The organism is Pseudomonas sp. TZ252, assembly GCF_056110345.1.
Genome location: NZ_CM148566.1, coordinates 5,382,025 through 5,397,851 on the forward strand (window position 1 = coordinate 5,382,025; position 15,827 = coordinate 5,397,851).

Annotated in this window: 13 protein-coding genes; 7 read left to right on the forward strand and 6 right to left on the reverse strand. The window is 68.7% G+C overall.

What is annotated here, in order from left to right; genetic code table 11:
• From ACYAF3_RS24900 to ACYAF3_RS24920, 5 genes are all read right to left on the reverse strand, one after another.
• Complete coding sequence (locus ACYAF3_RS24900) at positions 1 to 933, reverse strand: carbohydrate ABC transporter permease (RefSeq protein ID WP_003105364.1); 933 nt, start codon at positions 931 to 933, stop codon at positions 1 to 3.
• A gap of 75 nt (positions 934 to 1,008) precedes the next feature.
• Entirely contained in the window at positions 1,009 to 2,319 is a 1,311-nt protein-coding gene (locus ACYAF3_RS24905; protein WP_003105362.1) for an ABC transporter substrate-binding protein, read from the reverse strand.
• Between the two features lie 157 nt (positions 2,320 to 2,476).
• Positions 2,477 to 3,382: an AraC family transcriptional regulator gene (locus ACYAF3_RS24910; RefSeq protein WP_003089438.1), complete on the reverse strand. Its 906-nt coding sequence runs from the start codon at positions 3,380 to 3,382 to the stop codon at positions 2,477 to 2,479.
• A gap of 151 nt (positions 3,383 to 3,533) precedes the next feature.
• Positions 3,534 to 4,874 carry an aryl-sulfate sulfotransferase gene (locus ACYAF3_RS24915; protein ID WP_023086228.1) on the reverse strand — a complete coding sequence of 447 codons (1,341 nt, stop codon included), beginning with the start codon at positions 4,872 to 4,874 and terminating at the stop codon, positions 3,534 to 3,536.
• Positions 4,875 to 4,896: 22 nt separating this feature from the next.
• Positions 4,897 to 7,266 carry a TonB-dependent receptor gene (locus ACYAF3_RS24920; RefSeq protein ID WP_003117849.1) on the reverse strand — a complete coding sequence of 790 codons (2,370 nt, stop codon included), beginning with the start codon at positions 7,264 to 7,266 and terminating at the stop codon, positions 4,897 to 4,899.
• 149 nt (positions 7,267 to 7,415) lie between these two features.
• Between ACYAF3_RS24920 and ACYAF3_RS24925 the strand changes: the two genes are divergently transcribed.
• Both ACYAF3_RS24925 and ACYAF3_RS24930 read left to right on the forward strand, forming a co-directional pair.
• Positions 7,416 to 8,327, forward strand: a complete 912-nt coding sequence (locus tag ACYAF3_RS24925) for a LysR family transcriptional regulator (RefSeq protein WP_003105356.1) — start codon at positions 7,416 to 7,418, stop codon at positions 8,325 to 8,327.
• A 96-nt stretch (positions 8,328 to 8,423) separates the two neighbouring features.
• Complete coding sequence (locus tag ACYAF3_RS24930) at positions 8,424 to 10,040, forward strand: alkaline phosphatase family protein (protein ID WP_094009705.1); 1,617 nt, start codon at positions 8,424 to 8,426, stop codon at positions 10,038 to 10,040.
• Here the strand turns inward: ACYAF3_RS24930 and ACYAF3_RS24935 are convergent, their stop codons facing one another.
• Positions 10,041 to 10,946 carry an AraC family transcriptional regulator gene (locus tag ACYAF3_RS24935; RefSeq protein ID WP_003089436.1) on the reverse strand — a complete coding sequence of 302 codons (906 nt, stop codon included), beginning with the start codon at positions 10,944 to 10,946 and terminating at the stop codon, positions 10,041 to 10,043.
• A 104-nt stretch (positions 10,947 to 11,050) separates the two neighbouring features.
• Here ACYAF3_RS24935 and ACYAF3_RS24940 point away from each other — a divergent pair, with 104 nt between their 5' ends.
• The 5 genes from ACYAF3_RS24940 to ACYAF3_RS24960 are packed head-to-tail and all read left to right on the forward strand — an operon-like array spanning position 11,051 to position 15,487.
• Positions 11,051 to 11,611 (forward strand): carboxymuconolactone decarboxylase family protein, encoded by a 561-nt coding sequence (locus tag ACYAF3_RS24940; RefSeq protein WP_003089433.1) that lies wholly within the window; start codon positions 11,051 to 11,053, stop codon positions 11,609 to 11,611.
• Positions 11,612 to 11,660: 49 nt separating this feature from the next.
• Positions 11,661 to 12,728, forward strand: a complete 1,068-nt coding sequence (locus ACYAF3_RS24945) for an acyl-CoA dehydrogenase family protein (RefSeq protein ID WP_003117847.1) — start codon at positions 11,661 to 11,663, stop codon at positions 12,726 to 12,728.
• The gene (locus ACYAF3_RS24950) at positions 12,725 to 13,561 is read left to right on the forward strand and encodes an ABC transporter ATP-binding protein (protein ID WP_003115101.1); all 837 of its coding nucleotides are present in this window, start codon (positions 12,725 to 12,727) and stop codon (positions 13,559 to 13,561) included. The genes ACYAF3_RS24945 and ACYAF3_RS24950 overlap by 4 nt, the downstream gene beginning before the upstream one ends.
• Complete coding sequence (locus tag ACYAF3_RS24955) at positions 13,527 to 14,726, forward strand: ABC transporter substrate-binding protein (protein WP_003107732.1); 1,200 nt, start codon at positions 13,527 to 13,529, stop codon at positions 14,724 to 14,726. Before ACYAF3_RS24950 ends, ACYAF3_RS24955 begins: the two co-directional genes overlap by 35 nt.
• Complete coding sequence (locus tag ACYAF3_RS24960; RefSeq protein WP_003107734.1) at positions 14,723 to 15,487, forward strand: ABC transporter permease; 765 nt, start codon at positions 14,723 to 14,725, stop codon at positions 15,485 to 15,487. The genes ACYAF3_RS24955 and ACYAF3_RS24960 overlap by 4 nt, the downstream gene beginning before the upstream one ends.
• Positions 15,488 to 15,827: the final 340 nt, after the last annotated feature.

Sequence of the window (15,827 nt, forward strand, 5' to 3'; positions counted from 1 at the left end):
TCAGCTGCGCTCGGTAAGGTTCTTGCCGATCATCCGCACCAGCACGATGGCGGCGATATTGGCGATCAGCACCGCGATCAGGCCCCCGGCCGAGGCCATGCCGACATCGAACTGCAGCAGCGCCTGGTTGTAGATCAGGTAGGCGAGGTTGGTCGATTCGTAGCCGGGGCCGCCGCTGGTGGTGGTGAAGATCTCGGCGAACACCGAGAGCAGGAAGATCGTCTCGATCATCAGCACCACCGCGATGGGCCGCGCCAGGTGCGGCAGGGTCAGGTGCCAGAAGATCGCCAGCGGACCGGCGCCGTCGAGGCGGGCAGCCTCCTTCTGCTCCTGGTCGAGGGACTGCATGGCGGTCATCAGGATCAGGATGGCGAAGGGCAGCCATTGCCAGGAGACGATGAGGATGATCGACAGCAGCGGATAGTGCGCCAGCCAATCCACCGGCTCGGCGCCGAACAGGCGCCAGACGGCGGCGAGGATGCCCGAGACCGGGTGGAAGATCAGGTTCTTCCAGAGCAGCGCGCTCACCGTCGGCATGATGAAGAACGGCGAGATCAGCAACACCCGCACCGCGCCGCGGCCGAAGAATTCGCCGGCCTCCAGCAGCGCGGCGATGAGCACGCCGAACGCCACGCTGATCGCCAGCACGCTGCCCACCAGCAGCAGGGTGTTCAGCGCGCCGGGCAGGAAGCCGGCGTCGGTGACGAAGAAGGTGAAGTTCTCCAGGCCGACGAAGGCATTCTCGCCGGGATACAGCAGGTTGTAGCGGATCAGCGAGAAATACAGGGTCATGCCCAGGGGCACGATCATCCACAACAGCAGCAGCGCCACCGAGGGGCTGACCAGGAGCCAGCCAGGGCCGCGCCGGCGGCGCTGGAGACGGCGGCGGGCGGGACGGGCCGGGAGCGGGGTATCGAGGGCCGAGGTGTTCATGGCGACTCCGTCTGGATCTTCAAGGACAAGCGCTCGAGCAGCGCCGCGCCGGGCGCGGCTGCGCCCGGCGGCGGACTACTTCGGATAGCCGGCGCGCTTCATCTCGCGGGCGGTGCTCTGCTGCGCGGCGGCGAGCGCCTGGTCGCTGCTCATCTGCCCGGTGAGGGCGGCGGAGAACAGCTTGCCGACCTGGGTGCCGATGGCCTGGAACTCGGGGATGGTGACCAACTGGATGCCGACATAGGGCACCGGCTTCAGCGTCGGATGGTTGGGATCGACGCGCTTCAGCGATTCCAGGGTGACCCGCGCGAACGGCGCGGCGGCCAGGTAGGCCTCGCTGTAGGTCGAGGCGCGGGTGCCGGGCGGCACGTTGGCCACGCCTTCCCTGTCTGCCACCAGCTTGCCGTACGCCTGCGAGGTGGCCCAGGTGGCGAAGGCCTTCGCCGCGTCCTTGGCGCGCGAGCTGGCGGGAATCGCCAGGGCCCAGGAATACAGCCAGGAGGCGCCCTTGTCGGTGACTTCCCGGGGGGCGAAGGCGAAGCCGGTGGCGTCGGCGACCTTGCTCTGGCTCTTGTCGGTGACGAACGAACCGGCGACGCTGGCGTCCACCCAGATCGCGCACTTGCCGCTGTTGAACAGCGCCAGGTTCTCGTTGAATCCGTTGCTGGAGGCGCCGGGCGGGCCGTACCGCTTGAGGGTGGAGACATAGAAGTCGAGAGCCTTCTTCCATTCGCCGCCGCTGAATTCGGGCTGCCATCGCTCGTCGAACCAGCGTGCGCCGAAGGCGTTGGCCAGGGTGCCGATCAACGCCATGTTCTCGCCCCAGCCGGCCTTGCCGCGCAGGCAGATGCCGTATTGGCCCTGGTCCGGGCGGTTGAGCCTGGCGGCGAATTCGCCGAGCTGGGTCCAGGTCGGTTGCTCGGGCATCCGCAGCCCGGCCTGCTGGAACAGGTCCTTGCGGTAGTAGGTGATCGAGGCTTCGGCGTAGAACGGCAGGGCGTACAGCGTGCCCTTGACGGAGAGACCGTCGCGCACCGAGGGCAACAGGTCGTCCAGGGCGTAGTCGGCGGGCAGCCCGCTCATCGGTTCCAGCCAGCCCTTGGCGCCCCAAAGCGCGGCTTCGTACATGCCGATGGTGAGCAGGTCGAACTGTCCGCCCTGGGTGGCGATGTCGGTGGTCAGGCGCTGGCGCAGGACGTTCTCTTCGAGCACCACCCATTTCAGCGCGATGTCCGGGTGGCTTTCCTCGAACACCTTGGACAGGCGTTGCATGCGGATCATGTCGTTGTTGTTGACCGTGGCGATGGTCAGGGTCTCGGCGCCCTGGGCCAGCAGGGGCAGGGCGAGGCAGGCGGCGGCCAGGCAGGCCTTGATCGAGTCGTTCATCGGTGAACTCCTCTTCCGGGCCGGCGGGCGGCGCGGAAGACATTATTGTTTTTGTGTCGCTCGCTGCCGATTACACAGGCGCGTCACGCAACCGACAAAGCCTCGACTGCACTTCGACCGATACTTTTTTGCACCGCCGGGGTGGGGCGCTGGAGGCTCAGAGCAGGTTCTGCTCGGTCAGCCGCTGGGTCACCAGGCGCCGGTAGCCGGTGGGCGTCATGCCCTTGAGCTGCTGGAAGCGCCGGTTGAAATTGGACAGGTTGCTGAAGCCCGACTCGAAGCACACCTCGGTCACCGGCAGCTCGCTGCGGGCCAGCAGCTCGCAGGACTTGCTGATGCGCAGGCGGTTGACGAACTCGACGAAGCCGCGCCCGGCGGCCTGCTTGAAGAAGCGCGAGAAGTAGGTGGGGGTCATGCCCAGGTGGGCGGCGACCTGCTCCTGGGTGAGGTCCTGGGCGTAGTGCTGGAAGATGTAGTCCACCGCCCGGTTGATCCGTTCGACGTTGTGCTCGTCGGCCAGTTGCGAGGAAGTGACGGTAGAGAGCAACTGGTAGTCCTCGCATTCGGCGAGCTGTTCCATGAGGATAAAAAAGTATCCCAGGCGGGTCATGCCGCCGCTGTCGGCGATGCGTTGCAACAGTCGCCGGCTTTCGCCGATCAGCGCCGGGTCGCGGAACTCGATGCCGTAGCGCGCCCGCGCCAGCAGCGGGGCCAGGCGGTTCAGCTCGGAGAATACGCCGCTGCCGTCCTCCAGCACCTCGTCGGTGAAGTTCACCAGCATGTCGCGCCGGGCCACCACCTCGTCGGGCTCAACCTGGCTGATCCAGTTGTGCGGCAGGTTGGGACCGGTGAGGAACAGGGTGTCGGGGGCGAAGTTGCCGATGTAGTCGCCGATGAATACCTTGCCGGAGCTGGCGACGATCAGGTGCAGCTCGTATTCCTTGTGGAAGTGCCAGCGCACCAGCGGGCTGGGGAAGCCGTGCTGGCGGTAGATCAGCGAATGGCCTTCGTGATCGTCCATCAGCTCGTAGGACGGATCGGTGACTTTGCTGGCTCTGGGCATGGGCGCGGGCCGACCGGGGGAACGAAGGCACATCCTAGCCCGAAGCGGCGGGGCTGTGCAGGGGACCACCCGCGAGCCTCGCTCCCCTGCGTGGCGCCGGGTGGCCGCAGGGGCGGGTAGCGGGCCGTGGCTCTATCCGCCGCCATCCGCTTCAACGCTGCGCCGTGTCCTGCGGCGTGGCGCCGGGAACCGCCAGGTTCACCGCCTTCTCCTCGCGCGGCGTACCTTCGGGCACCCAGTCGTAGGCCACCGGCAGCGCGCGGTAGACCCAGTTGCTCCGGGCGTCGCCGCGCGGCGCCTTGCCGAAGTAGGGGCTGACGTACTCCCAGACGATCTCGCCGCCGGGCGTTACCTGGAAGAAGCGTCCGTTCTGCCCTTCGTCGATCAGCGTATTGCCGTTGGGCAGGCGCCGCGCGCTGCTGATGAAGGCGCTGTAGAAGGCCCAGCCGGGCTGCTGCGAGTCCTCGGCAGTGTATTGCCAGACGATCTGCTTCTTCAGCGGGTCGATTTCCAGTACCCGCGAGCCGGAGACCAGCCCGCGCTGTACCGAGGGGTAACCGGCGTCACCCTGGTTGTCGAACACCAGCAGGTTGCCGGCGCCCGGCAGGCCCTCGGGAATGAGGTGGGCGTCGTGCTGGCCACTGATCTGGTCCACCGGGCGCGGCAGCTTACGGGCGCTCTTCGGGTCGATCGGCGGAAGGTTCGGGCCGAGGCGCCAGACCACCTTGCCGCTGGCCTTGTCGACGATCGCTATGAAGTTGGCGTTGCGTGAGTCGAGCAGCAGGTTGTCCGGGGCGAAGCGCCGGTCGCCGGCAGCGTGCCAGCGGTTCTCGCCGAGCGGGGCGAGGTTGTTGATGTGCAGGTAGTCGGGGTTCTCGCTGGCCCGTACCCGCTTCAACTGGTCGGCGGTGAATCCGAATTCGTCGAGATGCTCCGAAGCGGTCCAGCTCCAGGCCAGCTTGCCCTGCGGCGTGACCTCGTAGATCACGTCATCGATTACCCGGGGCACGGCGAAGCCCTTCACCGCGTGGACCTTGTTCGCCAGCAGCAGGGTGTTGCCGTTGGCCAGCCGGCGCTGGTCGTGGTGCTGATGGGCGGCGCCGCCCGGCGCCTGGTCACCCCAGCGCCAGACCTCCTTGCCATCCCAGTCCAGCTCGCCGAGGGCCTGGTTGGCCAGGCCGTTGCCGGGCGAGGCCAGCTTGTCCGGAGCGGCCAGGTCGGCCAGTTGCAGCAGCACATGGCCGCGCTTGCCGCCGTTCAGGGCCGGGTCGATCACGGCGGCGGGGAAGCCGGGGTAGTCCCAGCGCTTCACCTCGTTGCCGTTCATGTCGATCAGGTGGGTCTTGCGGTCTGCGCCGCTGAAGATCACGTACTGGTTGAAGGCCTTCTGCGGGTCGTAGCGGGTCACTCCGGTGGGGTAGACGCTGGGCGCGGCATGGGCGCCGGCGGCGAGCAGCGCGGCGCTGAGCAGGAGCATCGGGAATCTGGGCATGGCGGGTTCCTCGGCGATCGGTTCAGAAGTCGTAGCGGGCGGTCACGCCCAGGGTGCGCGGCGTGCCGAGCACGCCGGCGTAGCCGCCGTTGGCGGAATTCCAGAGGCTGGTGAAGTAGGTCTTGTCGAAAGCGTTCTTCAGCCACAGGGACAGGTCCCACTGGCCGTCCCCGTAGTCGCCGCGCAGGCCGGCGGAGGCGTTGACCAGGGCGTAGCTGGGGATCTGTCCGTATGCGGAATCGTCGATGGTGCCCACCGCCCTGGAGCGGAACGCGTAGCTGGCGGTGAGGTAGGGCTCCAGGCCATCGTCGAGCTTCCAGCGATACTCGCCATTGAGGTTGGCGATGTACTTCGAGGCACCGACCACCTGGTGCCCGCTGAGGTCGCAGGACGCCGGGGCGCCGGTCTGGAAGGCCACCTCGGGGGCGCACGGGGCGTTCTTGTAGGACAGGTAGCGAACGTCGTTGTAGGACGCATTGAAATTCAGGGTCAGGCCGCGGATCGGCAGGGCCGTCGCTTCGAACTCCAGGCCGCGCGAGCGCACATCGCCGGCATTGGTCAGGTACTGGGTGCGGTTGGCCTCGTCGTAGGCATTGGCCTGGTAGCCGTGGACCACGGTCCAGAACAGGTTGCCGTTGAGGATCAGGCGGTTGTCGAGGAGGGTGGTCTTCAACCCCAGCTCGGCATCGTTGGCGCGCTCGGTGCCAATCAGCAGCGAGTCGGCACCGGCGCTGGGAGCGCTGGCCACGGTCAGGTTGACGCCGCCGGATTTCTCGCCGTGGGACAGCGAGGCGTAGCCCAGAACCTGGTCGCTGAAGCGGTAGCTGAGGCTGAGCAGAGCGGACGGACTGACGCTGTGCAGGCCGATGTCGCCGCTGTCGTAGGCGCCGACCCTGCCGTTGCGCGCGGCCGCCGCCGCGCCGCTCACCGCGGCGCCGCCGAGCGGGGCGTAGCGTTCGACCCAGGCGGACTTTTCCTCGTAGGTGCCGCGCACGCCGGCGGTTAGGTCCAGGCGCTCGGTTAGGTGCCAGGTGCCCTGGGCGAACAGCGCGTAGCTGTCGGTGTCGATGTGCCCGCGACCGCGGGTGCTGACGTCGCTCAGGGCGCCGGCGGGGGTTCCGTTCCAGATGTCTGCCCTGGGCCCGTAGTCGGTGAAGGACTTGTTGTCGAGGTCCTGGCCGAAGTAGTAGGCGCCGAGCACGTAGTCGAAGAAGCCGCCGCTGGGCGAAGCCAGGCGGATTTCCTGCGACCACTGCTTGTCGCGCACCGAGACTCCGGCGTTATAGGCCGCCGGTACGTCCAGGCCGTCGTCGTTGCGCGGCGTGAAATCCCACCAGCGGTAGGCGCTGATGGAAGTGAGGGTGAAGTCGTTGGCCAGCTTCCAGTTGGCTTCCACCGAGGTTCCGCCCTGGAACACCGTGACCTGCTGGTCCGAGTCGAAGTTGACCTTGCGCCGATGGCCATCCACCAGCGTCGCGCCGGCCGCGGCGGCGCGCTGTTCGTAGCGGTTCACGCCGTTCACCGTGGGGCCGCTGCTGAACAGGGTAAGGACACCATTGTCGGAGTCTTCCTCGTTGTAGTCGCCGATCCAGCGCAGGCTGAAGTCGTCGTTCGGCTTGAACAGCAACTGCCCGCGGAAGCCCTGGCGTGCGCCGCCGTTGAGGGTGTTGCCGTCGTGGAGGTTCTTCACGTAGCCGTCGTCGCGGGTGCGGTAGGCCGACAGGCGCCCGGCGAGGGTCTCGCCGAGCGGTCCGGAAATCGTGCCCCTGGCCTGGAAGTAGCCGTCCTCGCCGCCGGATATCTCAACGCTGCGCTCCGGAGTGAAGCTCGGCGCACGGGTGCCGATGTTGATCACCCCGGCCGTGGTGTTCTTGCCGAACAGGGTGCCCTGCGGGCCGCGCAAGACCTCCAGCTGCTCGATGTCGAGAAGGTCGAACGAGGCCATGCCGGGGCGGCCGAGGTAGACGTTGTCGAGGTACAGCCCGACGCTGCCTTCCAGGCCGTCGCTGGCCGGGTTGTTGCCGAGGCCGCGGATCGACACGCTGGACTGGCGCGCGTGGACGTAGGCGACGTTGGTGCTCGGCACCAGTTGCTGCAGGTCCTGCACCCGGTAGATGCGCTGGCTCTCCAGGGTTTCGCCGCCGAGCACGCTCATCGCGGTGGGCACATCCTGGGAGTTTTCCACCCGTCGCCGCGAGGTCACCGTGACGGTCTGCAGGGTGGTGGCCGGCTGCGCCTGGCGCGCCTCTTCGGTGCCCGCGGGGGTGTCGTCGGCGCCGGCCAGTTGCGCCCCTCCGGCGCAGGCCAGGCAGATCGACAGGGGCAGCAGGCGACGGCGGAACGGTGCGCTGCGGGACGACGGGATGGAGCGGTACGCGGGTCGGCGATTCATGTGTGGGTCCTGGATGAAGGGGTGACTGCTAATTCCGTATGGTTATTTATTTATGTTTTATATTGCTTTTACGGAATAAGAGATTGCCTTTATAAAAAGCCCACGCCGTCCCCGGCAATTGCATTCGCCCGATATTTTCCATGTAGAAAATGCATATCGATCTCCGCCAGCTCCGCCACTTCATCGCCCTTCACGAGCACCGCAGCTTCGTCGCCGCGGCGCTGGCGGTTAACCTTTCGCAATCGGCCTTCAGCCGCAGCATCCAGGCGCTCGAACACAGCGCTGGCTGCCGCCTGGTGGACCGCGCTGCCAAGGACCTGCGTCCGACCAAGCAGGGCCTGATCGTCCTCGAACATGCGCGCCGGCTGGTCAGCGGCGCGCACAACCTGGCCAACGAGATCGCCCTGTTCAACGGCCTGGAGGCCGGCGAACTGCGCTTCGGCGCCGGACCGGCTCCCGCCACCTGGCTGGTGCCGCGTGCGGTGGGGCGCTTCAACGTGCGTTATCCGAAGGCGCGGGTGAGTTTCCAGGTCGAACACTGGCAGGCGCTGAACCGCCGCCTGCAGGCCGAGGAGTTCGAGTTCTTCGTCGCCGACACCCGGCATTTCGAGGCCGACCCGCAATACCGGACCTCGCGCCTGCGTCCCCGGCGCTGGCATTTCTGCTGCCGCGAGGGGCATCCGCTGGCCGCTCGCGAGAGCGTTTCCGCCGAGGAGCTGTTGAGCTTCCCGCTGGCGACCAACATCAGCCCGCCGAACATCCGCAAGGTGCTGGTGGACCTCAGCGGGCGTCCCGACTTCCGCCCGGCCATCGAGTGCGAGAACGGCCATAGCCTGCTCGGCGTGGTTCTCGCCTCGGATGCCATCGGCATCAGCAGCGGCCTCGGCGACCTGGCGCCGCCGGGACAGGGAGGCCTGCGTCCGCTGCGGGTGCGCGAGCTGCCCGACGACCTCGACGAACTGCATACCCGCTACGGCATCGTCAGCCGCGCCGGCTACAGCCTGTCGCCGCTGGCGGAGGCGATGATCGACGAACTGAAGCGGGTCGACGACGCCACCTGAATTGCGTCGCACGCATGCCAACTATGTTCCGAATGCGCTTGCCGCCGGACGCGGCGGACCGCGAAATGAAGCGTCGTTTCCTTTTCGCGAGCCGTCATGAGCCAGCCCAAGCCGATCCGCAACGTCCTCTACATCATGTGCGACCAACTGCGTCGCGATTACCTGTCCTGCTACGGCCATCCCTATCTGCACACGCCGAACATCGACCGCCTGGCCGCGGAGGGCGTGCGCTTCGCCCGTGCCTATACCCAGGGCACCATCTGCGGGCCGTCGCGGATGTCCTCGTACACCGGGCGCTACGTCAGCAGCCACCAGGTGGCCTGGAACGCGGTGCCGCTGCCGCTGGAGGAGCTGACCCTGGGCGACTACCTGCGCGCCGCGGGAGTCCGCACCGCGCTGGTCGGCAAGACACACGCCACGGCCAACCTGGAAGGCATGCGGCGGTTCGGCATCGATCCGGCCAGCGCGCGCGGCGCGGCCCTCGCCGAAGCCGGCTTCGAGCCCTACGACCGCAATGACGGGGTCTACCCGGATGACCCGGCCTTCGCCGACAAGCGCGAAAGCGCGCCCTACACCCACTACCTGCGGCGCCTCGGCTTCACCGGCGACAACCCCTGGCACGACTGGGCCAACTCCGCCGCCAGCGCCGACGGGGAAATCCTCAGCGGCTGGCGGATGCGCCATGCCGGATTGCCGACACGCTTGCCGGAGGCGCACAGCGAGACCGCCTATACCACCCGTCGCGCCATGGATTTCATCGACGAGCAGGGCGAGCGTCCCTGGTGCCTGCACCTGTCCTACATCAAGCCGCACTGGCCCTACATCGCGCCGGCGCCGTACCACGCGCTGTACCGCGCCGACCAGGTGCTCCCGGCGCTACGCGCGGCGCCCGGCGAAGAAAGCGACCACCCGGTGTACCGCGCCTTCCGCGAACATCGCGAGAGCCTCAATTTCTCCCGCGAAGACGTGCGCCGGCAGGTGATACCTACCTACATGGGGCTGATCCGCCAGGTCGACGACCAGCTCGGCCGGCTCTTCCAGCACATGCGCGCCAGCGGGCGCTGGGACGATACCCTGATCGTCTTCACCAGTGACCATGGCGATTTCCTCGGCGACCACGGCCTGGGCGAGAAGGAGTTCCTCCTCGAGTCGGCGGTGGGCGTGCCGTTGCTGATCCGCGATCCGCGCCCCGAGGCGGACGCCACCCGCGGCCGGGTGGAGGAGGCGCTGGTGCAGTCCATCGACGTACTGCCGAGCATCCTCGAAGCCTTCGCCGTCGAGCCCGCCAGCCATCGCATCGAGGGCCGTTCGCTGCTGCCCTTCGTCCATGGCGCGCCGCCGGCGGACTGGCGCCGCTACGCCATCGCCGAGTACGACTACGCCTTCCAGGCGCCGGTGCGGGAGCGCCTGGGCCGACCCATCGATGCCTGCCGCATGTACATGGTGCGCAGCGAGCGCTGGAAGTACATCGCCTACGACGGCTTCCGCGCCCAACTGTTCGACCTTGCCAGCGACCCCGGCGAATTGCGCGACCTCGGCGCCGACCCGGCGCATGCGGCGGTGCGCGAGGCCCATGCCGGGATGCTGTTCGACTGGCTGCGCGGGCTGAAGCGGCGGACTACCATCAGCAACGCGGAGATCGACCTGCGCGGCCAGGCGTTCCGCTACGGCGAGCCGGAAGGCGGGCGCCTGGTACCGATCGGTCTCTGGTGATCAGCGGCTGGCCTTGCGATAGGCCCCCGGCTGCTGCCCGGTGGCCTTGTGGAAGGCACGGGTGAAGGCGGCGGTGGACTGGTAGCCGACCGCCGCCGCGACCTCGGCGACGCTGGCGTCGGCGCGCAGCAGGGCGCAGGCGCGGTGCATGCGCAGGGCCAGCAGGACCTGCCCCGGCGACTGACCGCTGAGTTCGTTGAAGCGCTTGAAGAAGGCCGAGCGCGAGAGTCCGGTGCGTTCGGCCATCTGTTCCAGGCTCCAGGGCTGTTCGGGTGCCTCGATCAGCGCTTCCAGCAGGCCGGCGAACTGCGGCTGGCGTGCCAGTGCCACCAGGCCGCCGAGGGTCGGGTTGTCGAGCACCTGCTGGCGCAACACGTAGAGGAACAGCAGGTGGCTGAGGCGCTCCAGCAGAACCGGCGACGGCGCCGGCTGGCGGCGGCACTCGTCGACGATCAGGGCGAACAGGCGTCGCGCCGCGTCCAGCGCCGGATCGCCGGCGCGCAGGATCAGCCAGTCGGGCAGGGCGTCGACGATCAGCCCGGACAATCCCGAATGGAAGTGGAAGAACCCGCAGACCAGGCCGGCACCGTCCGCCGCGTTCCACTCCAGCGCCTGCATTTCGCCACGCGGCTGGCAGCGCGCGGCCTCGGCGGTGGCCTCGCTGGACAGGCGGAACTCGACGTCGCGCAGGAAGAACAGCGCGTCGCCGCTGTCCAGTCGCCAGCCCCGGGCGCTTCCGGCGACGTGCGCCCAGCAGTGTCCCTGCACCACCAGGTGGAAGCTGGCACGCGCCAGACCGTGGGTGGAGGCATGCCAGCCGCCGCAGTAGCGACCGACATGGAACAGGCTGGTGTCGACTTCGAGGCTGTCTAATAACCAATCGACAAGCGGGTTGGACGAATTCATCTAAGGGAAAGACTCAAGAGCAAGTGATAGCGACTTTAGAATATTGAATGGATTTCTTATTACCAAGAGACTTCTTCGACACCTCAACCACCGGAGTCGAAAGCATGTCACGCGTTCCCGTGCTCACCCTGGAAAACGCCCCCGAGGCGGCGCGTCCGTTCCTCCAGACCGCGCTAAACAACTCGGGTTATATCCCGAATCTGCTCGGCGTGCTGGCCAATGCGCCGGCCGCCCTGGAAACCTACCTCACCGTGTCCGGGCTGAACGCCAAGGCCAGCCTCGGCCTGCCCGAGCGGGAAGTGGTGCAACTGGTGGCGGCCACCACCCATGGCTGCGACTTCTGCGTTGCCGGGCACACCGCGGTGGCGCGCAACAAGGCGCGCCTGCCGGAGCCGGTGATCGAGGCCCTGCGCGCCCGCGGCGAACTGCCCGATGCCCGCTACGAAGCCCTGGCCGACTTCACCCGCGCGGTGATCGCCAGCCGCGGTGCGGTCACCGACGAGCAGTTCGAAGCCTTCCGCGCCGCCGGTTTCGACCAGGCCCAGGCCCTGGAAGTGATCCTCGGGGTGAGCCTGGCGACGCTCTGCAACTTCGCCAACGTGTTCGCCCGCACGCCGCTCAATGCCGAGCTGGAGCAATATCGCTGGACCAACCCGCAGGCCTGAGCCTGCGCTTGCCGGGCGGCATGCCGCGCCGGCGCAAGGAGTGACGACCATGCTTGACCCGACCCTGAGCGACTGGCTCGACCGCCAGGCCGACGCCCTCGACCGCGGCGACGCCGATCCCGCCGCGCTGCTGCCGCGCCTGGCCGCCGCCGGCGTGCTCGGCGTGGCGGTGGAGGAACGCCTCGGCGGCGCCGGCGGCACGCTCGCCGACGCGGTGGAGCGGGTGGCCGCAGTGGCGGCGCGCTCGCTGACCGCGGCGTTCGTCTTCTGGGGCCAGCGCGCCTTCATCGAGTACCTGTTGCAGAGTCCCAACCAGGAACTGCGCCAACGCCTGCTCGGCGACCTGCTGGCCGGCCGCCTGGCCGGCGCCACCGGGTTGTCCAACGCGATGAAGTTCCTTTCCGGGATCGAGGCGCTGCAGGTGGTGGCGCACGCGGAGGAGGCCGGCTGGCGCCTGGACGGTCGCCTGCCGTGGGTGACCAACCTGCGCAGCGGCGATTTCGTGGTGGCGGCGGCGATCGAACACGGGGAGGGCGGCAAGCCCTTCGTCCTGGCGATTCCCGAAGGCCTCGCCGGCTTGCAGCGCTCGGCGGACCTGCGCCTGCTCGGCCTGCAATGCAGCAACACCGCCGCCCTCGATCTGCGCGCGGTGGCGGTCGGGCGCGACTGGCTGTTGCACGACGACGCCCGGCAGTTCCTGCCACGGGTGCGCCCGGCCTTCCTCGGCCTGCAATGCGGCATGGCCATCGGCCTGGCGCGCCGCGCACTGGACGAAGTGCAGCGGCACCTGGGCGGCAGCCGTTCGCTCCTGGATGGCGAGCTGGCGGCACAGCGCGAAACCCTCGACGGACACGTGGCGGCGCTGCACGCCGGACTGGCCAGCGGCGAGTTCGCCAGCCAGCCGGCACGCCTGTTCCGCATCCGCATCGGGCTCGCCGAAGCCGCCGCCAATGCCGTGCAACTGGAGTTGCAGGCCAGCGGCGGCAAGGCCTACCTGAGCGAGCACGGCGCCGGTTTCGCCCGCCGCTGGCGCGAGTCGGCGTTCGTCCCGATCGTTACGCCGAGCCTGGTGCAACTGCGCGCCGAACTGCAACGCCAGGCCGAGGCCAAGGCATGAGCGAGGCGCTCCTCGACGCTCGCGGGATCGCCCTCGGCTATCCGCGCGGTGCCGGCTGGCAGGCGGTGCTCGGCGATTTCGAATTGCGCCTGGGCGCCGGCGAGGTGGTCTCGATCCTCGGTCCCAGCGGCGTCGGCAAGTCCAGCCTGCTGCGCGTGCTGGCCGGCCTGCAGGAGCCGGCCGCCGGCAGCGTGCGGGTACTCGGCGAGCCCCTGCGCGGACCGCATCCGGGCGTCGCGGTGGCGTTCCAGGACCCCAGCCTGCTGCCCTGGCTGAACCTGGAGAAGAACGTCGCCTTCGGCCTCGATTTCGCCCGCCAGCCGCACCTCGACGCGGCCACCCGCCAGGCCCGCGTCGACCAGGCGATCGCCGCGGTCGGCCTGGAGCACGCCCGTGCCCGCTACCCGGCGCAACTCTCCGGCGGCATGGCCCAGCGCACCGCGCTGGCCCGCTGCCTGGCGCGGCAGCCGAAAGTGCTGCTGCTCGACGAACCTTTCGGCGCGCTGGACGAAGTGACCCGCGCCGACATGCAGCAGCTGCTGCTGCGGGCGATCCACGAGCGCGGCACCGCCGTGGTCCTGATCACCCACGATATCGACGAGGCCCTGCTGCTCTCCGAACGCATCCTGCTACTGGGTGACAGCCCGGCGCGGACCCTCGGCGAGTGGCGCATCGACCTGCCGCAGCCACGCGCGGAGCTGGTCGAGGAACTGGGCGCGTTGCGCATCGAGATCCTGAAAACCCTACGGCGGGCGAGCCGCACCCATGCCCATCCCATCGCTCAGCCGGAGGCCTCCCATGTGCCTGGACGACCCGACCCATTCCCGACGTGACATCCTCAAGCTCGCCGCGCTGCTCAGCGCTGCCGGCGCGTTGCCGCTGCTGAGCAGCCTGCAGGCGCGTGCCGCCGCCGAACCCGACGCGCCGGTGCGCATCGGCTACCTGCCGATCACCGACGCCACGCCCTTGCTGGTGGCCCATGCCAACGGCCTGTTCGAGGCCGAGGGCATCCAGGCCGAACGGCCGGTGCTGTTGCGTAGCTGGGCGCAGGTGATCGAGGCGTTCATCTCCGGCCAGGTCAACGTCATCCACCTGCTGTCGCCGATGACCGTCTGGGCCCGCTACGGCAGCAAGGTGCCGGCCAAGGTGGTGGCCTGGAACCACGTCGGCGGCTCGGGGCTCACGGTGGCTCCGGAGATCGCCGACGTGCGCCAGCTCGGCGGCAAGAGCGTGGCGATCCCGTTCTGGTACTCGATCCACAACGTGGTGTTGCAGCAACTGCTGCGCGACAACGGCCTGCGCGCGGTGAGCCGTGCGGTGGGCGCGGCGCTGGCCGCCGACGAGGTCAACCTGGTGGTGCTGCCGCCTTCGGACATGCCACCGGCGCTGGCCAGCAAGCGCATCCACGGCTACATCGTCGCCGAGCCGTTCAACGCCCTGGCGGAGAACCTCAAGGTCGGCCGGGTACAGCGCTTCACCGGCGATGTCTGGCGCAACCACGCCTGCTGCGTGGTGTTCATGCACGAACACGACCTGGAGCGGCGGCCGCAGTGGTCGCAAAAGGTGGTCAACGCCATCGTCAAGGCCCAGCTATGGACTCGCGAGCACCGCGCCGAGGCCGCACAGTTGCTGTCCAAGGCCGGAGCCAACCGCTACACACCGCACGCACCGGAGGTCCTCGGCCGGGTGCTGGCGCCGGGCGCCGAGGAGCAGCAGGCCTATCTCGCCAGCGGCGCGATCCGCCACGCCGACTGGCAGGAGCGGCGCATCGACTTCCAGCCCTATCCCTATCCGAGCTATACCGAGGAACTGGTGCGGCGGCTGAAGGACACCCTGATCGAAGGCAATAATGCCTTCCTCGCCAGCCTCGATCCGCGCCAGGTGGCCAGTGACCTGGTGGACGACCGCTTCGTCCGCCAGGCCCTGGCAGAGGTCGGCGGGTTGCAGGCGTTCGGCCTCGCCGAGGGCTTCCAGCGCAGCGAGGAGATCAGCCCGTGAGGCAGACGCTGCGCCAGGGCGCGCTAGGCGTCGCCGGGCTGTTGACGCTGTTCGCCCTGTGGTGGCTCGGCGTGGCCCTGTTCGGCGCCGCCGACGGCCTTTCGGCACGCTTCTCGCCGCAGGCGACGTTGCTCAGCCTGGGTGAACTGCTGGAACGCCGCGAACTCTACGAGCACGTGCTGGTGAGCCTGAAACGGGTCCTGCTGGGCTTGTTCCTGGCGCTGCTGGTGGGAGTGCCGCTGGGGCTGCTGGTGGGCGCCTCGCGCAACCTGGAAGCGGCGACCACTCCGGCGTTCCAGTTCCTGCGGATGATCTCGCCGCTGTCGTGGATGCCCATCGCGGTGATGCTGATGGGCGTGGGCGACCAGCCGATCTATTTCCTGCTGGCCTTCGCCGCGCTCTGGCCGATCCTGCTGAATACCGCCGCCGGCGTGCGCCAGCTCGACCCGCGCTGGCTGCAACTGAGCCGCAGCCTCGCCGCCACGCCCTGGGAAACCCTGCGCCGGGTGATCCTGCCGGGCATCCTCGGCCATGTGCTGACCGGCGTGCGCCTGGCCATCGGCATCCTCTGGATCGTCCTGGTGCCCTGCGAGATGCTTGGCGTCAGCGCCGGGCTCGGCTACTACATCCTCGACACCCGCGACCGCCTGGCGTACTCCGAGCTGATGGCGATGGTGCTGCTGATCGGCCTGCTCGGCTACCTGCTCGACGCGGCGGCGCGCGGACTCTACCGGCGCTGGGCGCACGGGGCGCTCGGGTAGGACGAGGTACCGGTGCGCTGGCGGATAGCGCTGGGGCGCTATTCGCCCTACGGGTAATGGGGATGCTCGGGTAGGGCGAATAGCCGCTCGCGGCTATCCGCCGGGTGGGGTACCGGTGCGTTGGCGGATAGCGCCGGGGCGCTATTCGCCCTACGGGTAATGGGGATGCTCGGGTAGGGCGAATAGCCGCTCGCGGCTATCCGCCGGGCGGGGTGCCGGTGCGCTGGCGGATAGCGCCGGGGCGCTATTCGCCCTACGGGGTTCGGGGCTCGGGGCTCGGGTGGGGCGGGCGAATGTGTTGATCCACCAACACTTGCCCAGCAGTTGCGCCCGCACAGCG